The organism is Oscillatoria sp. FACHB-1406 (genome assembly GCF_014698145.1).
In the GTDB taxonomy this organism is placed as follows: Bacteria; Cyanobacteriota; Cyanobacteriia; order Cyanobacteriales; family Spirulinaceae; genus FACHB-1406.
Genome location: NZ_JACJSM010000035.1, coordinates 28,549 through 50,115, shown reverse-complemented (window position 1 = coordinate 50,115; position 21,567 = coordinate 28,549). Strand labels below are relative to the sequence as shown.

Sequence of the window (21,567 nt, the reverse complement as noted above, 5' to 3'; positions counted from 1 at the left end):
TGGCGTTGCTCGGGACTCAGTTTAATGCGATACTTAGCGTTGGGGTTGCTCATCGGCGCGATCGATAAACTCTTACCCACGATTTTAAGCTTGTCAATGTACTACAGATAATTTCGTAGGGTGGGCAGCGCCCACCAGCCTTAAGTGAGTGCCATTCGATCGTGGACAACGTTGAGGAATTCAGAAGTTGAAAGGTTTGCTGAATCATTGAGAATTGACAATTGATAACGTTCGGATTTGCCAGCGAAGTCCTCAAACTGTAGAGACGTTGTATACAACGTCTCTACAGTTCTTAAAAAGGGGATTACCATTTTCGATTGTGTTGAATCCCATCAGAGAGGAATCGCCTAAAGTTCGTCGGGATTAATCCCCATCTGCCGCAACCTTTCAGCTAAAAGCTGGGCTTTGCGTTGTTCTGCGGCTAAAGCAGCTTCAGCTTGTTCGGCACGTTGGGCTTCAGCTTCGGCTAACCGTTGGGCTTGTTCGAGTTGCTGTTGGGCTTCGAGATAGGTTGCAAAACTCTGCCCGTCAGGACGATACACCTGCAACGTTTCCTCGCTTAACTCAAAGCGAATCCCCAAACGCAGACTCGTCCACCCTTGCATTTCTTCGATGACTTGAAGGTGTCTGTCTCCTGTTTCTGACTCTTGGGGACGCAATAAACCACTGAGTTCGTTTTTGTGCGGGTCGTAAATATAATATTCTTCAACCCCGTGCAAGTTATAGAAGATGAGTTTTCGATTCATCTCTGTTTGCGTATTGCCGGGAGAGAGAATCTCAAACACGACTTGAGGGGCAATATTTTTCTCTTGCCATTGTTTGTAGGAACCCCGATAGCCTTTTCTTGCACCAAAAACAACCATGATATCGGGCGCTTGGCGCGTTTTCACTTGTCCTTCTACGGGATACCACAGTAAGTTTCCAGCCACAAACACTTCGGGATTATCGGCAAACAACCAATCGAGGTTGTAGTAAAACGTCATAATCCATTCAAACTGAAGCGTGTTGTCGGACATGGGTAAGCCGTCATCATCGGGGTAGACAATCGGAGAGGCTGTGGTTTGGGGGAGTTGAGCAACCATCGCGATCGGTACAAATAAACTATTTTCAATTCTAATTGTAGAAGGCAAACTGAAAAAGCGCGATCGCGCAAACTTCTAATCTGGGTACGCTAACGGCAACCGTCCTTATATCCGTCGATTGCTCGTATGAAGCATTTAACCCGATCGCTGCTGTATATTACTGCCGTTTCAACTTTATTATGCCCCGTCGCCGCGATCGCGCAAACCGAAGCCGCCCCCAGACTAACACCGCGCCTCGGCGGACAATTCACCACAGGTTCGGGCGCGGGATACGGTAGCAGTTTCGGTAGCATTTACGGTTGGATTCCCTTTCTACAAACGCCGGGGAGGAATGTTGCTTTTGCAGAAACTCGCCTCAATGTTGAAACCCAAAACGGACGTTTAGGCGGTAATTTTCTGCTGGGATATCGCGGCACGCTGGAGAGTGATTGGGTTTGGGGGACGTATTTGGGTTACGATCTTCGCAGCAATGGCCGCAATACGTTCCATCAAGTGGGGGCGGGCGCAGACTTACAGGGGGCAGGTTGGGAAGTGCGCTTCAATGCTTATGTTCCTGTGGGTAAAACCGAGGCAACGGTTGCCGAAAGCGAGACGGTGCTGAGTTCGACAGCGACCGATGGGCGCTTTGTGGGGAATTATCTTCAGTTTACGCGATCGCAAACCACGCGGCGCGATCGCATTGCCGATTCTGCCCTCACCGGCGCGGATTTAGAAGTAGGCGGGAAACTTGCAGCTTGGGAAGGCGGCGACTTGCGCGGATATGTCGGCGGTTATCTCTATAGCGGCGAGAATATATCTACTTTTGCCGGGTTTCGCAGTCGCATCGTGGCGCGTCCTACTGCTAATACTAACATCGGGTTAACCGTGCAGCGCGATCGCGAATTCGGTACAAACCTTATCCTTAGTATCGGCGCAAGTTGGGGCGGCAGTTCGCCCAATCCTCCCAGCACTCCATCCTACCTCAGCGAAAGCATCGAACGGCAAAGTAACATTGCTCTCGCCCGTCGTACTACCAGCAGCACCAGCAGCACCAGCAGCACCACTAACGCCCTCAACCCCGCCACCGGACAGCCTTGGTTTTTCCGCCATGTCAGCGCCAACAGCAACGGTAACGGGACAATCGAAACTCCCTACAGTAGCATCGAAGCAGCCCTCAACGGCATTCCCACCGACGGCAACCAAATCGTTTACGTTCAAGGAAGCAGTAGCTTTGGCGGTAACTTAACCGTAGCAGACAACGTGCAACTGCTCTCCACCGGACCCATTCAACAAATTCCCACGCCCTCCGGAAGCTTGCAACTCCCACTTTCCGGTAGCGGTAACATTCCCACCCTAACTAGCGCGGTTCGCCTCGGTAGCGGTAGTCTCATTGACGGGTTCAACCTCAATCGTAATCTAGCGATCGATAATTTAAACGGAACCGCGATCGCGCGCAACCTTAACATTAACATTACTGCCCCCAACGAAAGCGGGATTTCTTGCAGCAACATTAGCGGGACTGCAACCCTAAATTTAAGCAATGTTAATCTTGCTGTCAACAATGCCAGCAGTAGCGGAATTCGTTGTACGAATGTCAGCGGAACCGTTGCGATTAATTCCGCAAATATAACCGTAAATAACACTCAAGCGGCAATCCTTCTCCAAAATAGTCCCGGCAGCATTAACTTATCGGGTTTAACTGTCACCGCGAATCATAGCGCTTTGTTGCAAGGCTCAACTTTCGGCAATCTAAGCATTACTAACACCACCTTAATCGGCGATAATGCTCCTACAAATGGCATTACGTTAGAGAATGTCAGCGGCACAGCAACAATTACCGCTAACTCCGGCAGTCGCGTCAATAGTTCTGTTAATAACGGTATTGCTTTAACCAATTCCAGCGGTACAATTAACTTCTCTGGTTTGGAAATTGCCAATAACAAGCAAGCACAAGTTTTTATCCAAAATAATCCCGGAACTGCTAATATTTCTAATGCCACAATCACCGCCAACAATGCAGCATTAATTCAAGGCTCAACCTTGGGCAATTTAAACATTACCAACACCACCTTAATCGGCGATAATGCTCCCGCAAGTGGTATTACGTTGGATAGCGTCAGCGGTACGGCAACCATTGCCGCTAACTCCGGCAGTCACGTTAATAGTTCTGTTAATAACGGCATTGCTTTAACCAATTCCAGCGGTACAATTAACTTCTCTGGTTTGGAAATTGCCAATAACAAGCAAGCACAAGTTTTTATCCAAAATAATCCCGGTACGGCAAATTTATCTAATGCCACAATCACCGCCAACAATGCAGCGTTGATTCAAGGCTCAACCTTGGGCAGTTTAAACATTACCAACACCACCTTGATCGGCGATAATGCTCCCGCAAGTGGTATTACGTTGGATAACGTCAGCGGCACGGCAACCATTGCCGCTAACTCCGGCAGTCGCGTTAATGGTTCTGTTAATAACGGCATTGCTTTAACCAATTCCAGCGGCACGATTAACCTTTCTGGTTTGGAAATTGCCAATAACAAGCAAGCCCAAGTTTTCATCCAAAACAATCCCGGTACGGCAAATTTGTCGAATGCTACCATCACCGCCAATAATGCAGCTTTAGTCATTGCTCAAAGCTTAGGAAACTTAAGTATTGCTAATAGTATTCTTACGGGTAATAATGCTCCTGAAAATGGAATTACTTTAGATAAAGTTATAGGTACAGTGACGATTACTGCAAACTCCGGCAGCCGTATCTTCGGTTCGGGAACTAATGGCATTGCTTTAACAAATTCAACCGGAACTGTCAATATTTCGGGCTTGGAGATTGCCAATACCACTCAAAATGCGGTGCGCGTACAAGAAGTATCGGGAAATCTTAACCTAGAAAACTTGAATATTAACAATTCCGGACAACGAGCCTTTTTCTTAGAGAATACTACCGGAAACCTGAATTTAACGATCGCAAACAGCCGGATGACCAATTCTACCGTTGATGGCGTTCGTGTCGATTTAAATAATAACGCTAATTTAACGGCTGCAATAACGGGCAATACAATTGATGGCGTGACCGACTTAGCAGGCGATGGACTAGATTTTGAAGCCATTGGCGCGAGTCGTATGAACTTAAACCTAAGCAATAATACAATTCGCAACTCTGGCAATTCTGCGATCGAACTTGAAGTACAAAATAATGGCGTTCTAAACGGAAGTATCAATAATAATATTATTGCTAATTCTGGCGGAGATGGCGTTCTATTCTTGCATAATAGCGCTGTTGAATCTCTGCTAAGCTTGACAAATAATACGATTTCTGATAGCGGTTTAAACGGGAATGGTATTACAAAAACTCCAGGTCCCCCACCTCTAAATGTGGGCAATGGTGGCTTTGGAATTGGTGTTATTACTGTTTCTAACGGTAATTTAAAACTAACAGTCGATTCTAATACAATTGCAAACAGTAAGGATGCAAAAATTGGCATTGCTGCCAACCCCGACAATTTTTTACCGGCTTTTTCGGGAACGTCGCGCATCGATGCGCGAGTACGAGGAAATACGCTATCGGGTACGGGAGGCGGTGCAACAACAGGTGCACCTTTTAATGCTGGAAGTTTCGGCGCTTTGGCAGATAGTAATTCGACAATTTGCTTGCAGTTACAAAATAATACAGCAGATGATGTCAATGGCTCTGCTTACCTCTTAGCAAATCTGAATCCCGGAACTGCTCAATTTCAGCGCGATTCTCACAGTGGCAATACCGGAACATTGACGCTAGTTCCTAATAATCCAGCTTTCTTTCCAGCAGGAACGTGCAATTAAGCATATAGGGTGTGTTAGTTTCGCTAACACGCCCTACGCTGAGAAGCTGAAGATTAATTGAAGTCGAGAGACCAAATTTTCAGACGATTTTGAGAGGATGTTAACCTTTATTTTTCTTGCGGCGGTAGAAACCCATTAAATATCCGATCGCGCCTAATCCTAACATCATACTCGGTTCGGGGATATCAACCGGGCCGACAGGCTCCGGATTCGTAGGAACCTCTACTCCATCCATCGGTTCGGAAATAAAAGTAATAGGTGCGGTGTTAACCACAGGTTCGTTAACAACGGGTTCGGTAGCGACGGGCGTGGGATTAACGACGGGTTCGGTAACGACGGGCGTAGGATTAACGACGGGTTTGGTAACGACGGGCGTTTTTGTTTCGATGTTGGCAAAGAAGATGGAAGCGTGGGAAAGTGCCTTGCCATTCTTTTTATTACCCGCAAGCTCAACCCCGCTAGTATTCCAGAGCAGATTTTGAAAATCGCTGAGGGCCGTACCTTTTTGAATATAGTAAGCACTCCAAGAGGTTGCTGTTTTTAAACTAATCACGACATCAGCATAAAGGTTCTCAGCCGCTTTAGTAAGGCTCCAGATTCCCGAACCTTCTTTGTTTTCCGTCCACTGGAAGCCGTAATCGACTGTTGCACCCGAGGTTTTAGCGCCTGCATCTTGCTTGCCGCCAAATGCCCAATTGGTAATGCCTCCAAACACGCCAGTTCCCAGCGCATCGAACAGGCTACCCCGACCATCACCTAAAACGTCATTAGCGGTACTCTTGGTTGAGAATGCACCAATGCAATCAGTGTAAGCGGTCATTCCCGAACCAACTGCATCACAAGCTTGACCGCTCGTGTTCCAACTGGAGAAGTCTTCGAGAACTGATGAAGTGAGATTTGCCGCTTTCGCGCCTGTCGTGGAGAGAGAGAGCGAACCAGCAATAACTAAAGAAGAGCCGACTAGAGTTGTGAGTTGCTTTTTCATCAATGTACCGTTTTCTCGAAAGAGCGTTGTCTTGTGTTCTTAATTTCATTTATAGAGGGTAATTGGGAAAATCCCGTGAAAAATAGAAAAAATTTGTGTAAAATCTTACCAGATTTTATCTAGCTACATAAAAGTGCTGACTTTTTCTCACTATCCTACAATAACCAAACTCATGTTCATAAACAGTTTCAGGCTTTGCATTGCTTTTGTGCCTAATGTTTTGCACTGATAAACATCTGTATAAAAAATAACTTTATAAATAAGTTATTTGACGATAGTGAAGTATAACGGCGTGCCGATTAAAAAAGCGATCGCGCTCCATTCTCTTTAAGATCGCGATCGCTGTCTCAATTGTATAGATGCACTAGACTCAACCCGCTGAACTCATATTAAGCATTCGTTGCGCGGCGCTTGCGATCGCTCCAGAAAGCCAAGCCAATGGAACCTAAACCGAGTAAAGTTGCTGGTTCGGGGACTTCTTGCTGCTGGGGAATCGTTACGTTTCCAGCCAGCGCCACCCCATCATTACCGCACTCGAGCAGAACGTGAACCATAAAAGGCGTTAATCCTGCCGGTAACACGCCCTTCAACAAAGACTTGTCAAGCTGAAAACCGAGGGTTTGAGAACCCGCTGCGCTGAAGTGACCGAAGTTCAGTCCTTGGGCAAGGAGTTGCGCGCTATTCAGAGAAGCAATAGCGCCCAAGAAGTTTCCGGACTGAATCGAGTTGAGGATCGGGGTGTTATCGGTGGTGGGGTTCGCTGCAACGCTGGAACCGTAGAGGTAATTATAAGCAGCATTTTGGGTGGCAATATCAGTTCCCATTGTATTGGCAGTACCCCAGCCCCAATCGTAGTATTGTTTGAGGCTGCCATAGCCGTGATTTTCCAGAGTAACGCTTTGGGCAACAACATTGCCGTACAAACCGAGTTGGGATACGCCCGAGTCATTAGTTCCGGCGAAATGCACCCCAAAGATGCTACCTTCTGCTTGGGCGGTGGCAAAATCCTTACCGGAGAAGTTGAAGAACATATCGCCCCAGCCAATATTGCCATCCGCTGCACCGCTTGCTGCTACGCCGGTTAGCGGCGTTCCCCCTGTGAGTGCGACGAAGATGCTATCGGCGGTTTCCTTAATAGCTAACCCTTGTATTTCATAACCACTGCCCCCGGAACCGTCGCTGAAAGAATCAATGCTATAGTTCCAGCCATCGTAGAGCGTACCGGCTTTCGCTTGCGGCGTTGCGATCGCGATCGCACAACCTAAAACGACTGCTCCTGCGACTACTTTACCCAACTTCTTGCTTTCCATGATTCCGAATCCTCTTGCTCATCTATACATTTCTGTTATAGAGGAACGAAAGGGAGTTTGTCATCAAGATTAGGTAAAGATTTGGTAAAAAATTATACTCGTGAATGTGAAAGTTTGATAGAGATTTTGCAACGTCATTTCGGTAATAATAACAGTATAGAAAGGCTTATCGTTTTTTCTCGGTATTTTTTCGAGCAAGTAACATTGGTCACATAGCTTCTTAACCTCCCAGAAAGAAAAACTACTGATTTTTTTGCGAACCCCCAGAGGAAGCAACAGGAACAAGTACAAAAACACCAATCAAATCCCTCTCCATCCCTCCGCTTGATGACTCGAAGAGATGGAGAGGGATGGGAGTGAGGACTACAAACTCGATTTACTGACCCAAAGAAAAGGTCGCAAGCCTGCCCTTTCAAACTAATGACTGAATTGACGAGCGGCGCGATTACCTATTGAGCGCGGCAACTATTGAGGATGCGAAGATCGTTTTCGCTCGGTGCGTCGAGGCGATGATATCCTTCCAGCCCCATCGCAACGGCAGTCTCTCCATTGCTGGCAACGGGCGATTGAGGTTCGAGGGCGATTTGATGGCTGTAGGTTTCGTTTTCGTAGGGAGCGACTACAGACAAATTGAGGTTGCGCGAATCCGAACTGCCCGTAAAGCAAGCAAACTCCGAGCTTGGCATATATAAAGCACCCGTAACCGTGCCGTTGCGAACTTGAAAGACTAAATACTCAGAACCAATCTTTTCCGGCGTTGGCGATTGACCGTACAGATAGGTTCCATCCGCTAAACTCGATTGAGCCTTTGCTGCTTCTACGCACGCTGTGCTTGTCATTGCCACGCTTGCTGTCGCTAACAGTACAAGGCTGCCCAATCGCTGGGCAAGATTGAGGCGGGATGAAGAAACTTGTCGCGTCTCTTGACAAAAGTCACCAATTGCATTAAAAAAGTTGTACATTAGTATCCTCCCCTCACTCAATAAGTTTGCTCTGCTCTACCACTTAATTAACCGATCCAGCCGCCTTTTTGACTTCCCCCTACTGGAGTAAGTATGATTTTCTAAGGTTGTCCTCCTTTAGAAGGACTGGGGTTGGTTTCAGTTCGATGTCTCGTTATTTCCAATCTAACTAAAGCTAAGGGCTGTCCGCTTGTCGCGCGTGACAGTTTTTGGGCTGGACTGTTTAGCGACTAATGGAGTTCCAGAATATCTCCATTAGAACGAATCAACCTAACGATTGACATTTTCGCCTGTGCTGGATGACCGCTAAATTCGGCAGTGCGATCTCGAAGCAGACAGATACTATCCTTTACTTGCAATATTCAACAACGCCCGATTCCAACAAAAGCAGAAAATTAGGCTAAGATTCGAGGGTAAAGTGCGTATTTAATTAAATATCAGTGGTCGATCCTAATTCTTTTTCAGTAGAAAATAGTGAAAGTTCGTTAACACCGGCTTCGGAATTTTCATCAACCCATCGTCCCAATCTGCCCTTCGAGAACGTGCAAGTCAGAAGTCTTTTGAGTTCTGGTTTAATGGGTTTGCTTGTTAGTAGTGTTTTGTGCGTTCTAATTGCAATACTTTGGTCTCTTCTGAGTTTATTTGGCAATCCAGATTCAGGGATTAATCTTTTCCTCAACACTGAATACACTATCCCTCTCATAATCATTCATGTTTGGGTTTATGGAGTGATTGCTTTTTGGTGCTTTACTCAAATCCGAACCTCAAACCTCAGTATTGTCAGGATTTTTGGCTCTTTCCCTCAAAAAGTGCGAGAGTTAAAGCTATTGATTTTTGCCATTCCTGTTTTTCTATTTTCTTTAGGAATTGGTCAACTCACTCTTCTCGTAGTTTTACAGTTTTTTCAAAAAAACTTCGATCCGATCTGGCTGGCAAACCCACTAATATTAGTGGTTCGGAGTTCGAGTTCGCTGATTTATCAAGTTTTACTAATCGCCATTGTTGTTATTCTAGAACCTGCCCTTGAGGAAGTCTGTTTTAGAGGGTTGATTTTACAGCGCTTAGCAACCAAGTGGAATTGGAAGGTGGCGATTTTAATTTCGTCGTTAATGTTTGGCATTTTACACGCAAATATTATTGGTTTTTTTGTGTTTGGAATTGTTCTTTCTGTGATTTATCTTCAAACGCGGGTATTATGGATTCCTTGGCTGCTGCACCTGTCGTATAATGCGATCGCGCTGTGGGCAGGTCAGCTTTCTAGTAGTTCTCTATTTCCAATGGCAGGACAAAATCTAGAACAGTTGATTTCATCGTGGCGAAATGGGATTATCTGTATCAGCTTTGTCACTCCTTGGCTGTTGTTGTATATTCTCAAAAATTGGCCGAGTAAGGATCGCAAGATTCCTTATGAATTATGAATGATGAATCATGAATGATGAATAGGGAATGGAGAATGATGAATCATGAATGATGAGTGGGGAATGGGGAATGGGGAATGATAAATTATGAATTATGAATGACAAAGGGGAAGTATGGGTAATTGCTCGATCGCAGGTCAGTACAATTCATACTCGAGCAGCGTACAAGCGATCGCGCCGTTGTAAACTGGCAGACGGCTAGAAGCTTTGAGTCCGACTTGTTTGCTGAGTTCCTTACTCCCCGTTAAAACATAGGCTTTCCAGCCTTTAAAACGCTGTTTAAAAATATCGCCCAGCAAGCGGTAAAAACTGACCAGTTCTTGCGTTTCGCCCAACCGTTGACCGTAGGGCGGGTTGCAGATGAGAATACCGCGATCGCACGGCGCTTCAATATCAGCAATATCGGTTTGGAAGAAGCGAACCTGGCGATCGAGGGCGCAATTTTCAGCGTTAGTACGCGCTTGTTGGAGAATTTCGGGATCGCGATCGCTACCGCCGATGAACGCAGGAAGCTCGGAAAGCTCGCGTTTTTGGGCTTCAACGAGGGTTTGTTTCCAAAGTTGGGGATCGAAGTCCGACCATTCTTCAAAGGCGAAGCGATCGCGCAAACGACCGGGTGCTATCTTTAAAGCTTTCAACCCCGCTTCTAACGGCAACGTTCCCGAACCGCAGAGGGGATCGAGGAACGGAATACTTGCATCCCATCCCGCCATTTCCAACAGCGCGGCGGCTAAGGTTTCTTTAAGCGGTGCTAAGCCCATCGCCGGACGATAACCGCGACGGTGCAAACTTTCGCCGGTACTATCGAGACTGAGAATACAGCGATCGCCGCGAATATGCGCGTTAATCGAAAGGTCGGGATTTTGGGGATCGACGCTAGAACGCGCTTGGAATAGATCGCGCTGGCGATCGACAATCGCATTTTTAATCTGCAAGGCAGTATAGTAGCTGTGGTTGAGTTGGGGATTGCTGCCCGTGCAACGAACGGCAAGGGTGCGATCGCACTGCAAGTATTGCTCCCAATTTATCGCGCGCACCTGGCGGTAGAGTTCCCGGGCATCGCGACACTTAAACTCCGCGATCGGTACTAAAACGCGGAATATCAAGCGCGATTCCAGATTAACTCGATAGAGCAGGGCGCGATCGCCTTTAAAGGAAACGCCGGTAAACTCCTGCTGGATATCCTTCGCCCCCAACTCCTCCAACTCTTTTGCCGCGATCGCTTCTAGCCCTCGCGCCACTGTCGCAAAATAATGCTCCATCCTTCAGTACAGTTTTGAAAAAACACATCATGTAGTAGCATATCGCCACTCAGACGAACCGCCCGAAATTGACTGGGTTAAATTGCGACGCGATCGACTCTTGACGCTGAAGAATTCCGGCGTTCCCGTTTTTCTCACTCGATGCCGCAATACTGGAGAATTGGCGAAAAAATTGTTCTATAGACTACGGAAGGAATTGACTAATGAACCAAAAAGTTAGAGGATATTAAGCCAACATTAAGCTTCGTGGCTCGATTAACGAAGCTCTAAAGATAAGGAGTTTCACATATGCGCATCGCTCAAATTGCCCCCCTCTGGGAGAGAGTTCCTCCCCCGGGTTATGGTGGCATCGAGTTAGTAGTCAGCCATTTGACTGACGAATTAGTTCGTCGGGGACACGAGGTCACATTATTTGCCTCGGGGGACTCCAAAACCTTAGCCAAGCTCGAGTCTGTCGTTCCCGAAGCTTTGCGCCTCAATCCCGAGATTAAAGAACCATTTATCTACGAAATGCTGCAACTCGCTCAAATCGTTGATAAAGCGAGCGAATTTGACATCGTTCACTTCCACACTGGGCTGACAGCCTTGCCCTTTGAAAAAGTAATCGATACGAACGTTCTGCACACGCTGCACGGACGCTTTACGACTGATAATGTTAAACTTTTCGATCGCTACAAATATCAACCCTTCAGCAGCATTAGTAACTCGCAACGGGAAGGCGGCCCGGAATTAAACTACGTCGGAACGGTGTATAACGGCATTGATGCCGACGCTTACCCATTCTGCGAGAAACCCCAAGACCCCCCTTACTTAGCCTTTTTAGGACGGATGTCGCCCGAAAAAGGGCCGCATTTAGCCGTTGAAATTGCCAAACGTACCGGCTGGAATCTGCGCATGGCGGGCAAAATTGATGTGGTCGATAAGAAGTTCTACGAACAAGAAATCGAACCCCTACTCGATGGCGAACAAATTCAATATTTGGGCGAACTCAGCCACGAGGAAAAAGCAGCATTGTTAGGCGGTGCAAGTGCGACGCTATTCACCATTACTTGGCCCGAACCGTTTGGCTTAGTGATGATTGAATCTATGGCAGCAGGAACGCCCGTGATTGGCATGAAAATGGGATCGGTGCCGGAAGTGATTGCCCACGGAAAATCGGGCTATATTTGTACGAGTGTGGAAGAAGCGATCGAAGCCGTTCCGAAAGCGATCGCACTGAACCGTCGCGATTGCCGCCAGCACGTCGAAGATCGCTTTACCGTAGCGAAAATGACCGATGCCTACGAAGTTGCTTTCCAAAAGATTATGGAAGGGAAATAGTCGATATTTTCCCTTTCCCTAGAGCGATTAAAAAAGACGTTACTCTAGATTTACGCCTAATGTGAATTAGAAGTAATAAGGGGGACTTTGAATCCGGTTCCCCCCTTTTTTAAGGGGGGCTAGGGGGGATCTTCAACCGTCATGCTAGATTCGATCGCTTATGTGTACACGATAGCCCACCGATTGGGAGAGGGGCTGGGGGTGAGGGAAATCAAGACTTTTGGATAATGCACATCAGACGTGATTTGAAAAATATAAGGGCGAATGGCAACTTGCCCTTACAATCTGCTATGACCCATCACGCTGGTAGAATGCCTCTTCGTGTCGATAATATAAAATCCGCAAAATCGCCCATTATGTAAGAACATCACCCCGTCCCCCCGTACCCCCGTCAGCCTTAATTTAGGTCATTCAACCGGATTTTATATAACCGGCTCTCCAGGCATCGCTAAAGTCCCGTTAAAACGAGTTGAGGAGCGATTCTTTTCAACAAAAATTGGCTTAATCTTTTAACAACTAAAGCTAGCAATAATTTACTATCTCCACCGTTCCAAGGGGGAAGAACCCGAAAACTAGCGCTCAGCGATCGCAGGCAATCTTTCAGTTTCCCGCTCTCGAGATAGGTCAAACCTAAAACAGCAAGTGCAATCCCCGTATAAAAAGCGGAATCCACGGTTTGAGCGCTCGCAAAGGCTTGTTTTCCATAGTCTAAAGCGAGAAAAGTTTCTCCCAGATCGCTATAGAGATAAGACAGTTGAGACAAAGATTGGGATTCGTGGTGGCGATAGCCAAACTGCTGCGACAGTTTGAGACATTGCTGAGTCCTTTCCATCGCTAACGTCGTTTCATTTCGCCACATATGAACGAACGAGAGTATGAGTAGGGCGTAACATTGAAGGCTGGCATTGCCGTTTTGTTGGTTGATTTGTAAGAGTTCTTGCACGCAGGTAATCGTTTCTTCAAACTGGCGCTTGTAGCAGTAGACTAAAGCAATATTAACCAACATCGCACTAATTTGAGAACAACTTCTGCCTTGGTGTCGCTGTTGATACTGCTGCTGTAATGCCTCAAGCGCTTGTTTGGATTTTCCTAACTGAGTATTGGCAATTGCCAGTCGTCCGAGGGCGTACCATTCTGTTTCGGACGCGTCGATTTGACGTGCAATTTCTACAGCTTCCCGACAGCAACGAACGGCGTGACGATAACACCGCAAGTGAATGTCTAAATACCCCAAAGTTGCTAGTGTCTGGCATCTTTCTTTTAGGGTAAAATTATCTCTAGGATCGTTTTGAGCTTTTTCTGAAAACTCCGAGGAGAAGAAATTGCACGATCGCGCTTTCGAGGAAATTTCATCGATCTGGTCTAACACTAACAACTGTTGCTGACAGTAATCCCAAGCCGTTTGATATTGTCCCCAGTGTCCGTAGCAAACGCCTAATCCCCCCAAAGCTAAGGCTAAAGCCTCGCGATTACCGATTTCTGTTGCAAGTTTTAACAAACGCTGGTAGTAATGCGTAGCCTTTTGATACTGACAGAGATGAGTATAAGCAAATCCTAAATTGTTCAAACAAAGACAGTCGATTTCGGGATTGACTCGCTCTAATAAAGGTTCGCACAAGTCGATTTGTTGGGAGTAACATTCCCAAACTCCAAGCTGTTCGTGTAAGGGAGAATAACTTTCGCGATCGACGCAAACGAATAAAATTTGGCAGAGAGATTCCCAGGCTTCAAGCTGACTGAAATGGTAAGCGGCTTCTAAATAGCCTCTAACTCTTTCTAGCTCGGAAGCTTGAGGAGTGGGTTGATGTTGCTTCAGCCAATAAAAAGCGGCTCGTAAATGCGCTTGTTCCAGTAAGGTCGGTTGTCGGTTGAGGTTGCACCCGCGATTGACGACCAGTTCTCCGGTTTCCGTAAAGCAGCATCGAAAAATCTCTGTTTCGGTTATTATTTTGGGCTGGAACCCTGGGTTAAAAGCGCTCATAAGCTCTCTGGTAGATCGGGATTGGTAAGATGTTGGAGAGCGATGCTGCGAATCAAACTATGAAGTCGATATAGGATGCGATCGACTGTACGATCTGTTTCTAATAAAAAGCGACGTTGCAAGGTTTGAAAAGCAATAATTTGGGATTCTTTAGGAGCATCTGCTATTAAAGTTAGCCAAGCCGTTCGTTCTACGGAGCAGCGATAAGTGGCTCCCATGCAGAGTAAAATATAGGCTAAGGGAGATGAAGCCGATAAACGAGTGAAAGTACGTTCGATGCGGTATTTAACCAAGTCGGTTAAATTAACGCTGTAATGCGTCAAAGTCATTGAATCCGTATTTGAACGCAAGTCAGCCGCATTTTTTTGTTGCTCTATCTCCTCGATTTCCTGCCCGTAGTCGTACCAATAAGCTTGAATATTCCCCCGATAGGGACTCTCCCGAATTTCTCCAGCAATAACGCTCAAAGCGAGGGGATGACCCTCATAAACTTCGATGATGCGTTGCAGGTATTCGATTTCCTCCTGTCGTTGGGAATAAACCTCCCAAACTCGAAAAAGTTCGATCGCTTCTGCTGGATTTAGCCCTTTGAGTTCCTCGAGGTGCGATCGCTCTTTATACCGTCCTTGCGCGATGGTCGGCGGTCGATCTTGAGAAGTTAAAATCAAGCGAGAGGGCATCAGTTCTGCTTCCAGCAGGCGATCGAAAAACTTAGTAAAGCAGGGGTCTTTGTATTTGAGTTCGCCGCGATCGCCAGCTTCCAAGATTTCCTCAACCATATCGAGGATGCACAAACAGGGCTGAGTTTGCAAATACATTACTAAATCATTAACGAGTTGTTCGGGCGAGCGATCGAACTCGGATGCAGACGATATTTGTTGTTTTAAGAATTGCTGGGCAAACGCTTCAAAAGTCGATCGCTCCGCATCGAAGCGGATGACTTTAACGACCAACCCAGTTTGAAGAATCTGGGGTTCTAAACTGAGTCGAATCGCTAACGAAGATTTACCAATTCCGGTCAGTCCTGCTAGGATGAGGACGCGGCAATTCGCTTGTACTTTTTCGGTTAGCTTTTTAACCAACACTTCCCGCTCTACCCAGCGAGTTTCATCCGACGCATCGCCCCCATCGGTAGGCTGAGTGCGGGAGACACCGGAAACTGACTCAAGGGGAACAATCGGTTTTCGAGCGTAGCGTTGCAGTGCGCCCGCGATATTTTGCTTGCTAACCTTTTCTCCCAACGCTTTCGAGAGGGCTTGCCACAGTTCCGCGCCGCTATCCTTAATATATCCAGCGTCATAACCCGTTTCTTTGGCAATCTTCGAGTACGTTTCACCTTTCCATGATTGGCGGAAAACCGCTTCTTGAACTTTTGTTAATCGCCCGCGATCGAGCAATCCCTCGACCAGCGCGATCGCCTCTTCTACTGTCATTTTTATACCACCAGCTTATCGACTTTCCCATCCTTCAGCCCTTCTCAGGATTCCTCCGGAGGCGAAAGGGTACTATTTGCTCGGTGGAATCCGACTTTTTACTGACTCTTATCCGACTGCCATCTAATTTCTCAAACAGTTATGCTTTTTGCAGGGTAGAGGTTTAACAAAAGTTTCAACCGAACCTCTTTCAAGTTAGCAGTTTTCTGAGAACTGCCGCTCTTAAGTGCAACTACCAAACACTTTACTCGTATTCATTCTTCTGTTTGGAGTTAATCGCAATGAATTCTTTAAAATTAGGACTGCTTGCTGCAACAACTGCCGTTTCTTTCGGCTTCATTAATTATTCTGCCAGCATTGCCAAAGTTTCGACTGTCCAAAATACACAATCATCTTCTGAAGTTTCTAGTTTGAAAGATAAGGCAATTGTTTCACAGCAAGTCGCCTTCAACCTTCCGAACTTTAAGCCTGAAGCTAGTATGAATGGTAATACTCTTCAGGTGTCTATTCCTGTGTCTCTGTTTGAAGGCCCAATTAACGACATTTTACGGGCTAATGAAGGAAGTTACAAAGATACAGCCTTTCAGAAAATGGATGTCAGTAATCTAAGGGTTGCCTTTACTAACGGAGGCTTTACCGTTAACGGCAACTGGCGCGTTCAAGCACGGGAATATCTAGGTAGCATACTCGGAAAGAAGAAATATTCACCCTGGGTTTCAGTCAGTGGTTCGTTGTCTCAAGGGTTTAATGTTAAAGTCAGCAACGGCAAATTAGTTGCCGAAGCGGGGAAAACAGATATTCGCGGGGCAAGCAAATGGTATGGCGATATTGTGGATGCCGTTATTTCAAGAATGAAAGTCAACGGACAAGTCAATAAACAAGTCAATAGTGGGCTTCAAAGCATTAATGGTATGAATGTCCAGCAGCTTTTAGTGAGTGCAGGGAGTGCTCAAGTCGCTCAAGCTCTCCAAATCAGCCCTAGTGACGCTAGTAAGTTGATTAACTCCCGCGTTGGGGGTATCAACGCTACCATTTCCAACGGACGCTTACAAATTTCTGTTGCAGTTCGCTAATGAGCTAAAAGTAGGGTGGGCAACTGCCCACCTTCTTCCTTCGTTGATGCTCTTCCAAAAGATTTGACTTTGCCTAAAATTAACTTTCCTAAATTTTTAGGATAACGGTGCGTTACGCTTCGCTAACACACCCTACTTTTCATCTCTATGCAGCTTCACATCAATCTGGTATAGCAGTTTTCACGTGAATGAGGTACATCCAACGGGCGCAAGCCTTGCGCCCCTACCGATTTGATTTTGAAATCTGTACCTCACGCATATGAAAAACGCTATATTACACGGGTAACAATTATACTGAAACTGCACTCGAAGATGCGAACTGGAAAGGTATTGCTCAATGTTTTGATAATAGCGCGATGGCTCCCTAATATTAGCTGAATCCCACGCTATAAACCGTCGTAACCTGAAATCTGCGATTGGCTTGATTCCAACAAAATAGGCGAGCAAAGCCCGCCTTTCACAATATTATGGCAATGCAACGATTTAGCGATCGACCGATCCCATAATTACGTCAATACTGCCCAAAATTGCCATAATATCGGCAACTTTTACGCCCTTGAGTAACTGGGGCAGAATTTGTAAGTTGTTGAAATCGGGCGGACGAATCTTAAAACGCCAAGGGAAGAGATTGTCGTTGCCGATAATAAAAACTCCTAACTCGCCTTTTCCGCTTTCCATGCGCACGTAATGTTCGCCCGCCGGAATTTTAAACGTGGGGGCAACTTTCTTCGCAACGTACTGATAATCGAAGCCGTTCCACTCCGACTTTTTCCCTTCCGCCATGCGTTTGGCTTCTAGGTTTTCGTAAGCGCCGCCGGGGATATTTTTACAGGCTTGGCGAATAATCTTCACCGATTCGCGCATTTCCCGCACGCGGATGATGTAGCGCGCGAAGCAGTCGCCGCCGGTTTCCCACTGCACGTTCCAATCGAAATCGTCGTAGCATTCGTAATGGTCAACTTTGCGCAAATCCCACTTCACCCCGGAACCGCGTAACATCGGGCCGGAAAGTCCCCAGTTAATGGCATCTTCGCGCGAAATCGTGCCGACTCCTTCGACGCGGCGGCGGAAGATGGGGTTATCGGTAATCAGTTTTTCGTACTCGTCAACTTTTGGGTCGAAGTAATTGCAGAAATCGATACATTTGTCAAGCCAACCGTAGGGCAAATCCGCCGCTACGCCGCCGACGCGGAAGTAGTTGTTGTTAATCAAGCGCGCCCCAGAAGCCGCTTCCCACAAATCGTAAATAATCTCCCGTTCGCGGAAGATATAAAAGAAGGGGGTTTGCGCGCCGACATCGGCGAGGAAAGGGCCAAGCCACAGGAGGTGATTGGCAATGCGGTTGAGTTCGAGCATGATGACGCGGATGTATTGCGCGCGCTTAGGCACGCTAATATCCGCGAGTTGCTCGGGGGCATTGACGGTAATCGCTTCGTTAAACATCCCCGCTGCGTAGTCCCAACGACTCACGTAGGGAACGTACATGACGGTGGTGCGATTTTCGGCAATTTTTTCCATCCCTCGGTGCAGATAGCCGATGACGGGTTCGCAGTCGATGACATCTTCCCCGTCGAGGGTGACAATCAGGCGCAATACGCCGTGCATGGAGGGATGGTGAGGGCCCATGTTTAAAACCATAGGCTCGGTTCTGGTTTCGATCTTCGCCATAAGCGGCAGGTTCCCTCTCTCGTTTGTTAATTTGAGGAGCGCGCGTATGAATTGCGCTCGCGATGTTTTTTATCTTTTCATCGATATCCGTCTTTAGATTATCGCAAACTTTGGTTCCCTAGCAGCGCGAGTTTAAGGGGACTGCGGGCGCTGGACTGCGTATTTTCCGAGCCTATAGGAATACCTCGCCGCCTCGCATAGATTTTTATCAATTCTGGGGCGAGCGATAAAGAAAAAATTCTGTGGAGCAGCCCCATTAAAGATTCAAGATTGTATATGCTAACGTGGATGGGAATTTATGCTTTGAGTTTTACCTACGCACTCTTTAAACCTTGTCTCCTTCGTCCGCGATCGCGCTATATCCCGGCAGTTTCGACCCGATTACGCTCGGCCACCTCGATATTATCGAACGAGGTAGCAGACTGTTCGATCGCGTCATTGTCGCTGTTTCCTGCAACCCCAACAAACAGCCCCTTTTTTCCACCGAACGGCGCGTCGAGCAAATTCGTCGCTGCATCGAAAAGTTACCCAATGTTGAAGTCGATAGCTTCTGGGATTTAACGGTAGAATATGCTCAGTCCCGCAATGCGGGAGTTTTGCTGCGCGGTTTGCGAGTTCTGTCGGATTTTGAAGGCGAACTGCAAATGGCTCACACTAACAAAATCCTGAATGGCGCGATCGAAACTGTTTTTCTGGCGACTTCTAACGAGTATAGTTTCTTAAGTAGTAGCGTCGTCAAAGAGGTTGCTCGCTTCGGCGGCCCCCTCGATCGCCTCGTTCCCACCCATGTTGCCCGAGAAGTCTACCAATGCTACGCCAAAAACTCTCCCGGGGCGACCCCGAACCCGACGAGTTCGGACAATCCTCCCCCTCGCCCGCACCCCGCTCCGGAAACATAGACATTCAAGCCGAACTCAATCGCCTCGAGGACATCATTCTCTACAGTCCTCACATTCCGCTGACGAAGCGCACCCTCATCGATGAGGAACAGTTGCTCGAGCAGTTGGATTTAGTACGAGTCAATCTACCCTCCGCCTTTGCCGATGCGGTGGAGATTGTCCGGCAAAAAGAGGAAATCTTGCTGCAAGCTGAAGAATACGCTCAAGATATCATCGCGGCGGCCCAACAGCGGGCGGCGGAAATCCTCGATGAGTTGGGCATCGTGCGCCAAGCGGAGTTGGAAGCGGCGCGGGTTCGGCATCAAGTTCAGCAGGAGTGCGAGCAAATCCAGCAGTCAACCCTGGCGGAGATCGAACAATTGCGCGCCCGCACCCATCAGGAAATCGAGCAGTTGCGGCAAACTACCCTGAATGAGTGCGAAGATATTCAAGATGGGGCGGACGAATATGCCGATGCGGTACTCTCCAATATCGAACAACAACTCGGCGAGATGCTACGGATTATCCACAACGGCAGGCAGCAGTTACGCCCCAATTCGACGGGCGGTACGATGGTTCAATCCGAGGCAGGCGACAGTCCACCGCCAGCAAATAACAATCGAAAATCCACTAAAAATTAAACGTTAACGAGGACTATGAATTACGATTACGACTTCTTTGTTATCGGCGGCGGTTCGGGCGGCATTGCCAGCGCTCGCCGCGCGGCGGAATACGGCGCAAAGGTAGCCGTTGCGGAAAACGATCGCTTGGGCGGAACTTGTGTCAATCGCGGCTGTATCCCCAAAAAGTTGATGGTGTATGCGTCGCATTTTCCCCATTTAATGGAGGACGCGCAAGGTTACGGTTGGAGCGCGGTGGAAAGCCAATTGAATTGGCAGAAAATGGTTGTCGCGGTTAACCAAGAGGTAGATCGCCTGAACGGGGTATACGGGCGAATGCTGGATAATTCTAAGGTGGAGTTATTTCGGGGTTTGGCGCGGTTTGTGGACGATCGTACGGTGGAAATTGGCGATCGCCGCGTCACTGCCGATAAAATTTTAATCGCGGTTGGGGGCAAGCCCGTTAAACCCGACATTCCGGGAATCGAAAGCGCCCTGACTTCTGATGAAATGTTTGCTCTACCCGAACAACCGAAGCGCATGGTAATCCTGGGTGCGGGTTATATCGGTTGCGAGTTCGCTTGCATTATGAACGGTTTGGGGACGGAAGTGGTGCAGGTGTTGCGCGGCGATCGCATTTTGCGCGGCTTCGACGACGACCTGCGCGAAACCATCCAAAATGGGATGCAGGAGAGCGGGATTAGAATTTTGACGCAAACCGAGATAAAACGCATCGAAGAGACGGGTAACGGCATAAAAGTGGTCTTAGAGGGCGAAACGGAAGAAGTGTTAACCGATGTTGTCAGCTTAGCCGCTACGGGGCGCAAGCCGAATTTGGAAAAGCTGGGGATAGAACAGACAAAGGTGGAAGTTAAGGACGGCGCGATCGTTGTTGACGAACACAATCGCACCAATGTGGAAAATATTTATGCAGTCGGCGATTGTATCGGTCGCATCGAACTCACGCCGGTTGCAATTAAGGAAGGTCGGATTTTAGCCGATAAACTGTATGGCAGTAAAGATGGCTTAATGAGTTACGATGCGGTTCCGACAGCGATTTTCACGACTCCTGAAGCAGCAACGGTCGGGATGACGGAAACCCAAGCTCGCAAGGAATTCGGCGACGCGGTGAAAGTTTATCGCGCCAAGTTCCGACCGATGTACTATACGCTTGCAGGTCGGGATGAGAAGACGATGATGAAATTAGTGGTCGATACGGCGAGCGATCGCGTTTTGGGGGCGCATATGGTCGGAGACCATGCAGCGGAGATTATTCAAGGCGTTGCGATCGCGGTCAAAATGGGGGCTACAAAGGCAGACTTTGATGCGACTGTTGCCATTCACCCGAGCGTAGCAGAAGAGTTCGTAACGATGCGTTAGTTAAGCCTTAGTTCAAACCGGCTCAATCCGCGAGATAAAAAACTTGGAGCGAGGCGACTAAAATTCTGCAATGTGAATGCGTCCTTTCACAATTCCTCGGAGAATGCGATTAACCGCGCGGCGGTCTTCTTCATTAAGAGATTCATTGAGGGAGGCTGCCATCAAGCCGTAGCGATCCATCAGTGTAATGCGCCCGGTATCGGCAATGGATACTAGCATCTCTGGTATAGCTCCTGGCAGCAATTCAAGTTCAGGTAACATAGCGCGTGCGAAGAGATAGTTATTGATATTTACAATATCTTAAATTTTCGCCACACAACGGGTGATGCTTAGCGAGAGAGTTTGCGATCTTCATCACACAAAAACTGCGATCGCGATCGCAGTTTTTTCTCTC

Annotated in this window: 16 protein-coding genes; 7 read left to right on the top strand and 9 right to left on the bottom strand. The window is 47.5% G+C overall.

The features are described 5' to 3' along the window. Positions 1 to 347: 347 nt before the first annotated feature. Complete coding sequence (locus H6G50_RS22960; protein ID WP_190721766.1) at positions 348 to 1,082, bottom strand: Uma2 family endonuclease; 735 nt, start codon at positions 1,080 to 1,082, stop codon at positions 348 to 350. 126 nt (positions 1,083 to 1,208) lie between these two features. Here H6G50_RS22960 and H6G50_RS22955 point away from each other — a divergent pair, with 126 nt between their 5' ends. After that, positions 1,209 to 4,883 (top strand): hypothetical protein, encoded by a 3,675-nt coding sequence (locus H6G50_RS22955; protein WP_190721760.1) that lies wholly within the window; start codon positions 1,209 to 1,211, stop codon positions 4,881 to 4,883. A 100-nt stretch (positions 4,884 to 4,983) separates the two neighbouring features. Here H6G50_RS22955 and H6G50_RS22950 read toward each other — a convergent pair whose 3' ends face one another. The 3 genes from H6G50_RS22950 to H6G50_RS22940 form a co-directional block, all read right to left on the bottom strand. Next, on the bottom strand, positions 4,984 to 5,868 hold the full coding sequence (locus H6G50_RS22950) for a PEP-CTERM sorting domain-containing protein (protein ID WP_190721758.1): 885 nt from the start codon (positions 5,866 to 5,868) through the stop codon (positions 4,984 to 4,986). A gap of 389 nt (positions 5,869 to 6,257) precedes the next feature. Further along, positions 6,258 to 7,178: a PEP-CTERM sorting domain-containing protein gene (locus H6G50_RS22945; protein ID WP_190721748.1), complete on the bottom strand. Its 921-nt coding sequence runs from the start codon at positions 7,176 to 7,178 to the stop codon at positions 6,258 to 6,260. A gap of 449 nt (positions 7,179 to 7,627) precedes the next feature. Next, positions 7,628 to 8,140 (bottom strand): hypothetical protein, encoded by a 513-nt coding sequence (locus tag H6G50_RS22940; protein ID WP_190721746.1) that lies wholly within the window; start codon positions 8,138 to 8,140, stop codon positions 7,628 to 7,630. Between the two features lie 440 nt (positions 8,141 to 8,580). On the opposite strand from H6G50_RS22940, the gene H6G50_RS22935 reads away from it, so the two are divergent. After that, positions 8,581 to 9,558 carry a CPBP family intramembrane glutamic endopeptidase gene (locus H6G50_RS22935; protein ID WP_190721744.1) on the top strand — a complete coding sequence of 326 codons (978 nt, stop codon included), beginning with the start codon at positions 8,581 to 8,583 and terminating at the stop codon, positions 9,556 to 9,558. 137 nt (positions 9,559 to 9,695) lie between these two features. Here the strand turns inward: H6G50_RS22935 and H6G50_RS22930 are convergent, their stop codons facing one another. Further along, positions 9,696 to 10,820 (bottom strand): THUMP domain-containing protein, encoded by a 1,125-nt coding sequence (locus H6G50_RS22930; protein WP_190721743.1) that lies wholly within the window; start codon positions 10,818 to 10,820, stop codon positions 9,696 to 9,698. Between the two features lie 288 nt (positions 10,821 to 11,108). On the opposite strand from H6G50_RS22930, the gene H6G50_RS22925 reads away from it, so the two are divergent. Further along, positions 11,109 to 12,140, top strand: a complete 1,032-nt coding sequence (locus H6G50_RS22925) for a glycosyltransferase family 4 protein (RefSeq protein ID WP_190721741.1) — start codon at positions 11,109 to 11,111, stop codon at positions 12,138 to 12,140. 448 nt (positions 12,141 to 12,588) lie between these two features. On the opposite strand, the gene H6G50_RS22920 is transcribed toward H6G50_RS22925, so the two are convergent. Then, positions 12,589 to 14,121, bottom strand: a complete 1,533-nt coding sequence (locus H6G50_RS22920) for a tetratricopeptide repeat protein (RefSeq protein ID WP_190721739.1) — start codon at positions 14,119 to 14,121, stop codon at positions 12,589 to 12,591. Next, positions 14,118 to 15,554: an NB-ARC domain-containing protein gene (locus H6G50_RS22915; protein WP_190721737.1), complete on the bottom strand. Its 1,437-nt coding sequence runs from the start codon at positions 15,552 to 15,554 to the stop codon at positions 14,118 to 14,120. The genes H6G50_RS22920 and H6G50_RS22915 overlap by 4 nt, the downstream gene beginning before the upstream one ends. 281 nt (positions 15,555 to 15,835) lie before the next feature. Between H6G50_RS22915 and H6G50_RS22910 the strand changes: the two genes are divergently transcribed. Continuing rightward, positions 15,836 to 16,627 carry a hypothetical protein gene (locus H6G50_RS22910; RefSeq protein WP_190721735.1) on the top strand — a complete coding sequence of 264 codons (792 nt, stop codon included), beginning with the start codon at positions 15,836 to 15,838 and terminating at the stop codon, positions 16,625 to 16,627. A 483-nt stretch (positions 16,628 to 17,110) separates the two neighbouring features. Here H6G50_RS22910 and H6G50_RS22905 read toward each other — a convergent pair whose 3' ends face one another. Beyond that, complete coding sequence (locus tag H6G50_RS22905; RefSeq protein WP_190721733.1) at positions 17,111 to 18,295, bottom strand: NAD(P)H-quinone oxidoreductase subunit H; 1,185 nt, start codon at positions 18,293 to 18,295, stop codon at positions 17,111 to 17,113. A 332-nt stretch (positions 18,296 to 18,627) separates the two neighbouring features. Between H6G50_RS22905 and coaD the strand changes: the two genes are divergently transcribed. Genes coaD through gorA form a run of 3 tightly spaced genes read left to right on the top strand, consistent with a single transcriptional unit; the run spans position 18,628 to position 21,173 of the window. Continuing rightward, positions 18,628 to 19,194, top strand: coding sequence for a pantetheine-phosphate adenylyltransferase (gene coaD, locus H6G50_RS22900; protein WP_190721731.1), 567 nt, complete (start codon positions 18,628 to 18,630; stop codon positions 19,192 to 19,194). Next, entirely contained in the window at positions 19,104 to 19,814 is a 711-nt protein-coding gene (locus tag H6G50_RS22895; RefSeq protein ID WP_242032956.1) for a DivIVA domain-containing protein, read from the top strand. The genes coaD and H6G50_RS22895 overlap by 91 nt, the downstream gene beginning before the upstream one ends. Positions 19,815 to 19,829: 15 nt before the next feature. Then, the gene (gene gorA / locus H6G50_RS22890; RefSeq protein WP_190721729.1) at positions 19,830 to 21,173 is read left to right on the top strand and encodes a glutathione-disulfide reductase; all 1,344 of its coding nucleotides are present in this window, start codon (positions 19,830 to 19,832) and stop codon (positions 21,171 to 21,173) included. Between the two features lie 57 nt (positions 21,174 to 21,230). Here the strand turns inward: gorA and H6G50_RS22885 are convergent, their stop codons facing one another. Further along, positions 21,231 to 21,392 (bottom strand): hypothetical protein, encoded by a 162-nt coding sequence (locus H6G50_RS22885; RefSeq protein ID WP_347239987.1) that lies wholly within the window; start codon positions 21,390 to 21,392, stop codon positions 21,231 to 21,233. Positions 21,393 to 21,567 lie beyond the last annotated feature (175 nt).

Bases quoted from the DNA above. Each gene is read 5' to 3' on its own strand.
- H6G50_RS22925 (WP_190721741.1), top strand. From the start codon at position 11,109: ATGCGCATCGCTCAAATTGCCCCCCTCTGGGAGAGAGTTCCTCCCCCG.
- H6G50_RS22960 (WP_190721766.1), bottom strand. From the start codon at position 1,082: ATGGTTGCTCAACTCCCCCAAACCACAGCCTCTCCGATTGTCTACCCC.
- H6G50_RS22945 (WP_190721748.1), bottom strand. From the start codon at position 7,178: ATGGAAAGCAAGAAGTTGGGTAAAGTAGTCGCAGGAGCAGTCGTTTTA.
- H6G50_RS22955 (WP_190721760.1), top strand. From the start codon at position 1,209: ATGAAGCATTTAACCCGATCGCTGCTGTATATTACTGCCGTTTCAACT.
- H6G50_RS22920 (WP_190721739.1), bottom strand. From the start codon at position 14,121: ATGAGCGCTTTTAACCCAGGGTTCCAGCCCAAAATAATAACCGAAACA.
- H6G50_RS22905 (WP_190721733.1), bottom strand. From the start codon at position 18,295: ATGGCGAAGATCGAAACCAGAACCGAGCCTATGGTTTTAAACATGGGC.
- gorA (WP_190721729.1), top strand. From the start codon at position 19,830: ATGAATTACGATTACGACTTCTTTGTTATCGGCGGCGGTTCGGGCGGC.
- H6G50_RS22940 (WP_190721746.1), bottom strand. From the start codon at position 8,140: ATGTACAACTTTTTTAATGCAATTGGTGACTTTTGTCAAGAGACGCGA.
- H6G50_RS22950 (WP_190721758.1), bottom strand. From the start codon at position 5,868: ATGAAAAAGCAACTCACAACTCTAGTCGGCTCTTCTTTAGTTATTGCT.
- H6G50_RS22930 (WP_190721743.1), bottom strand. From the start codon at position 10,820: ATGGAGCATTATTTTGCGACAGTGGCGCGAGGGCTAGAAGCGATCGCG.
- H6G50_RS22915 (WP_190721737.1), bottom strand. From the start codon at position 15,554: ATGACAGTAGAAGAGGCGATCGCGCTGGTCGAGGGATTGCTCGATCGC.
- H6G50_RS22910 (WP_190721735.1), top strand. From the start codon at position 15,836: ATGAATTCTTTAAAATTAGGACTGCTTGCTGCAACAACTGCCGTTTCT.
- H6G50_RS22885 (WP_347239987.1), bottom strand. From the start codon at position 21,392: ATGCTAGTATCCATTGCCGATACCGGGCGCATTACACTGATGGATCGC.
- H6G50_RS22895 (WP_242032956.1), top strand. From the start codon at position 19,104: ATGCTACGCCAAAAACTCTCCCGGGGCGACCCCGAACCCGACGAGTTC.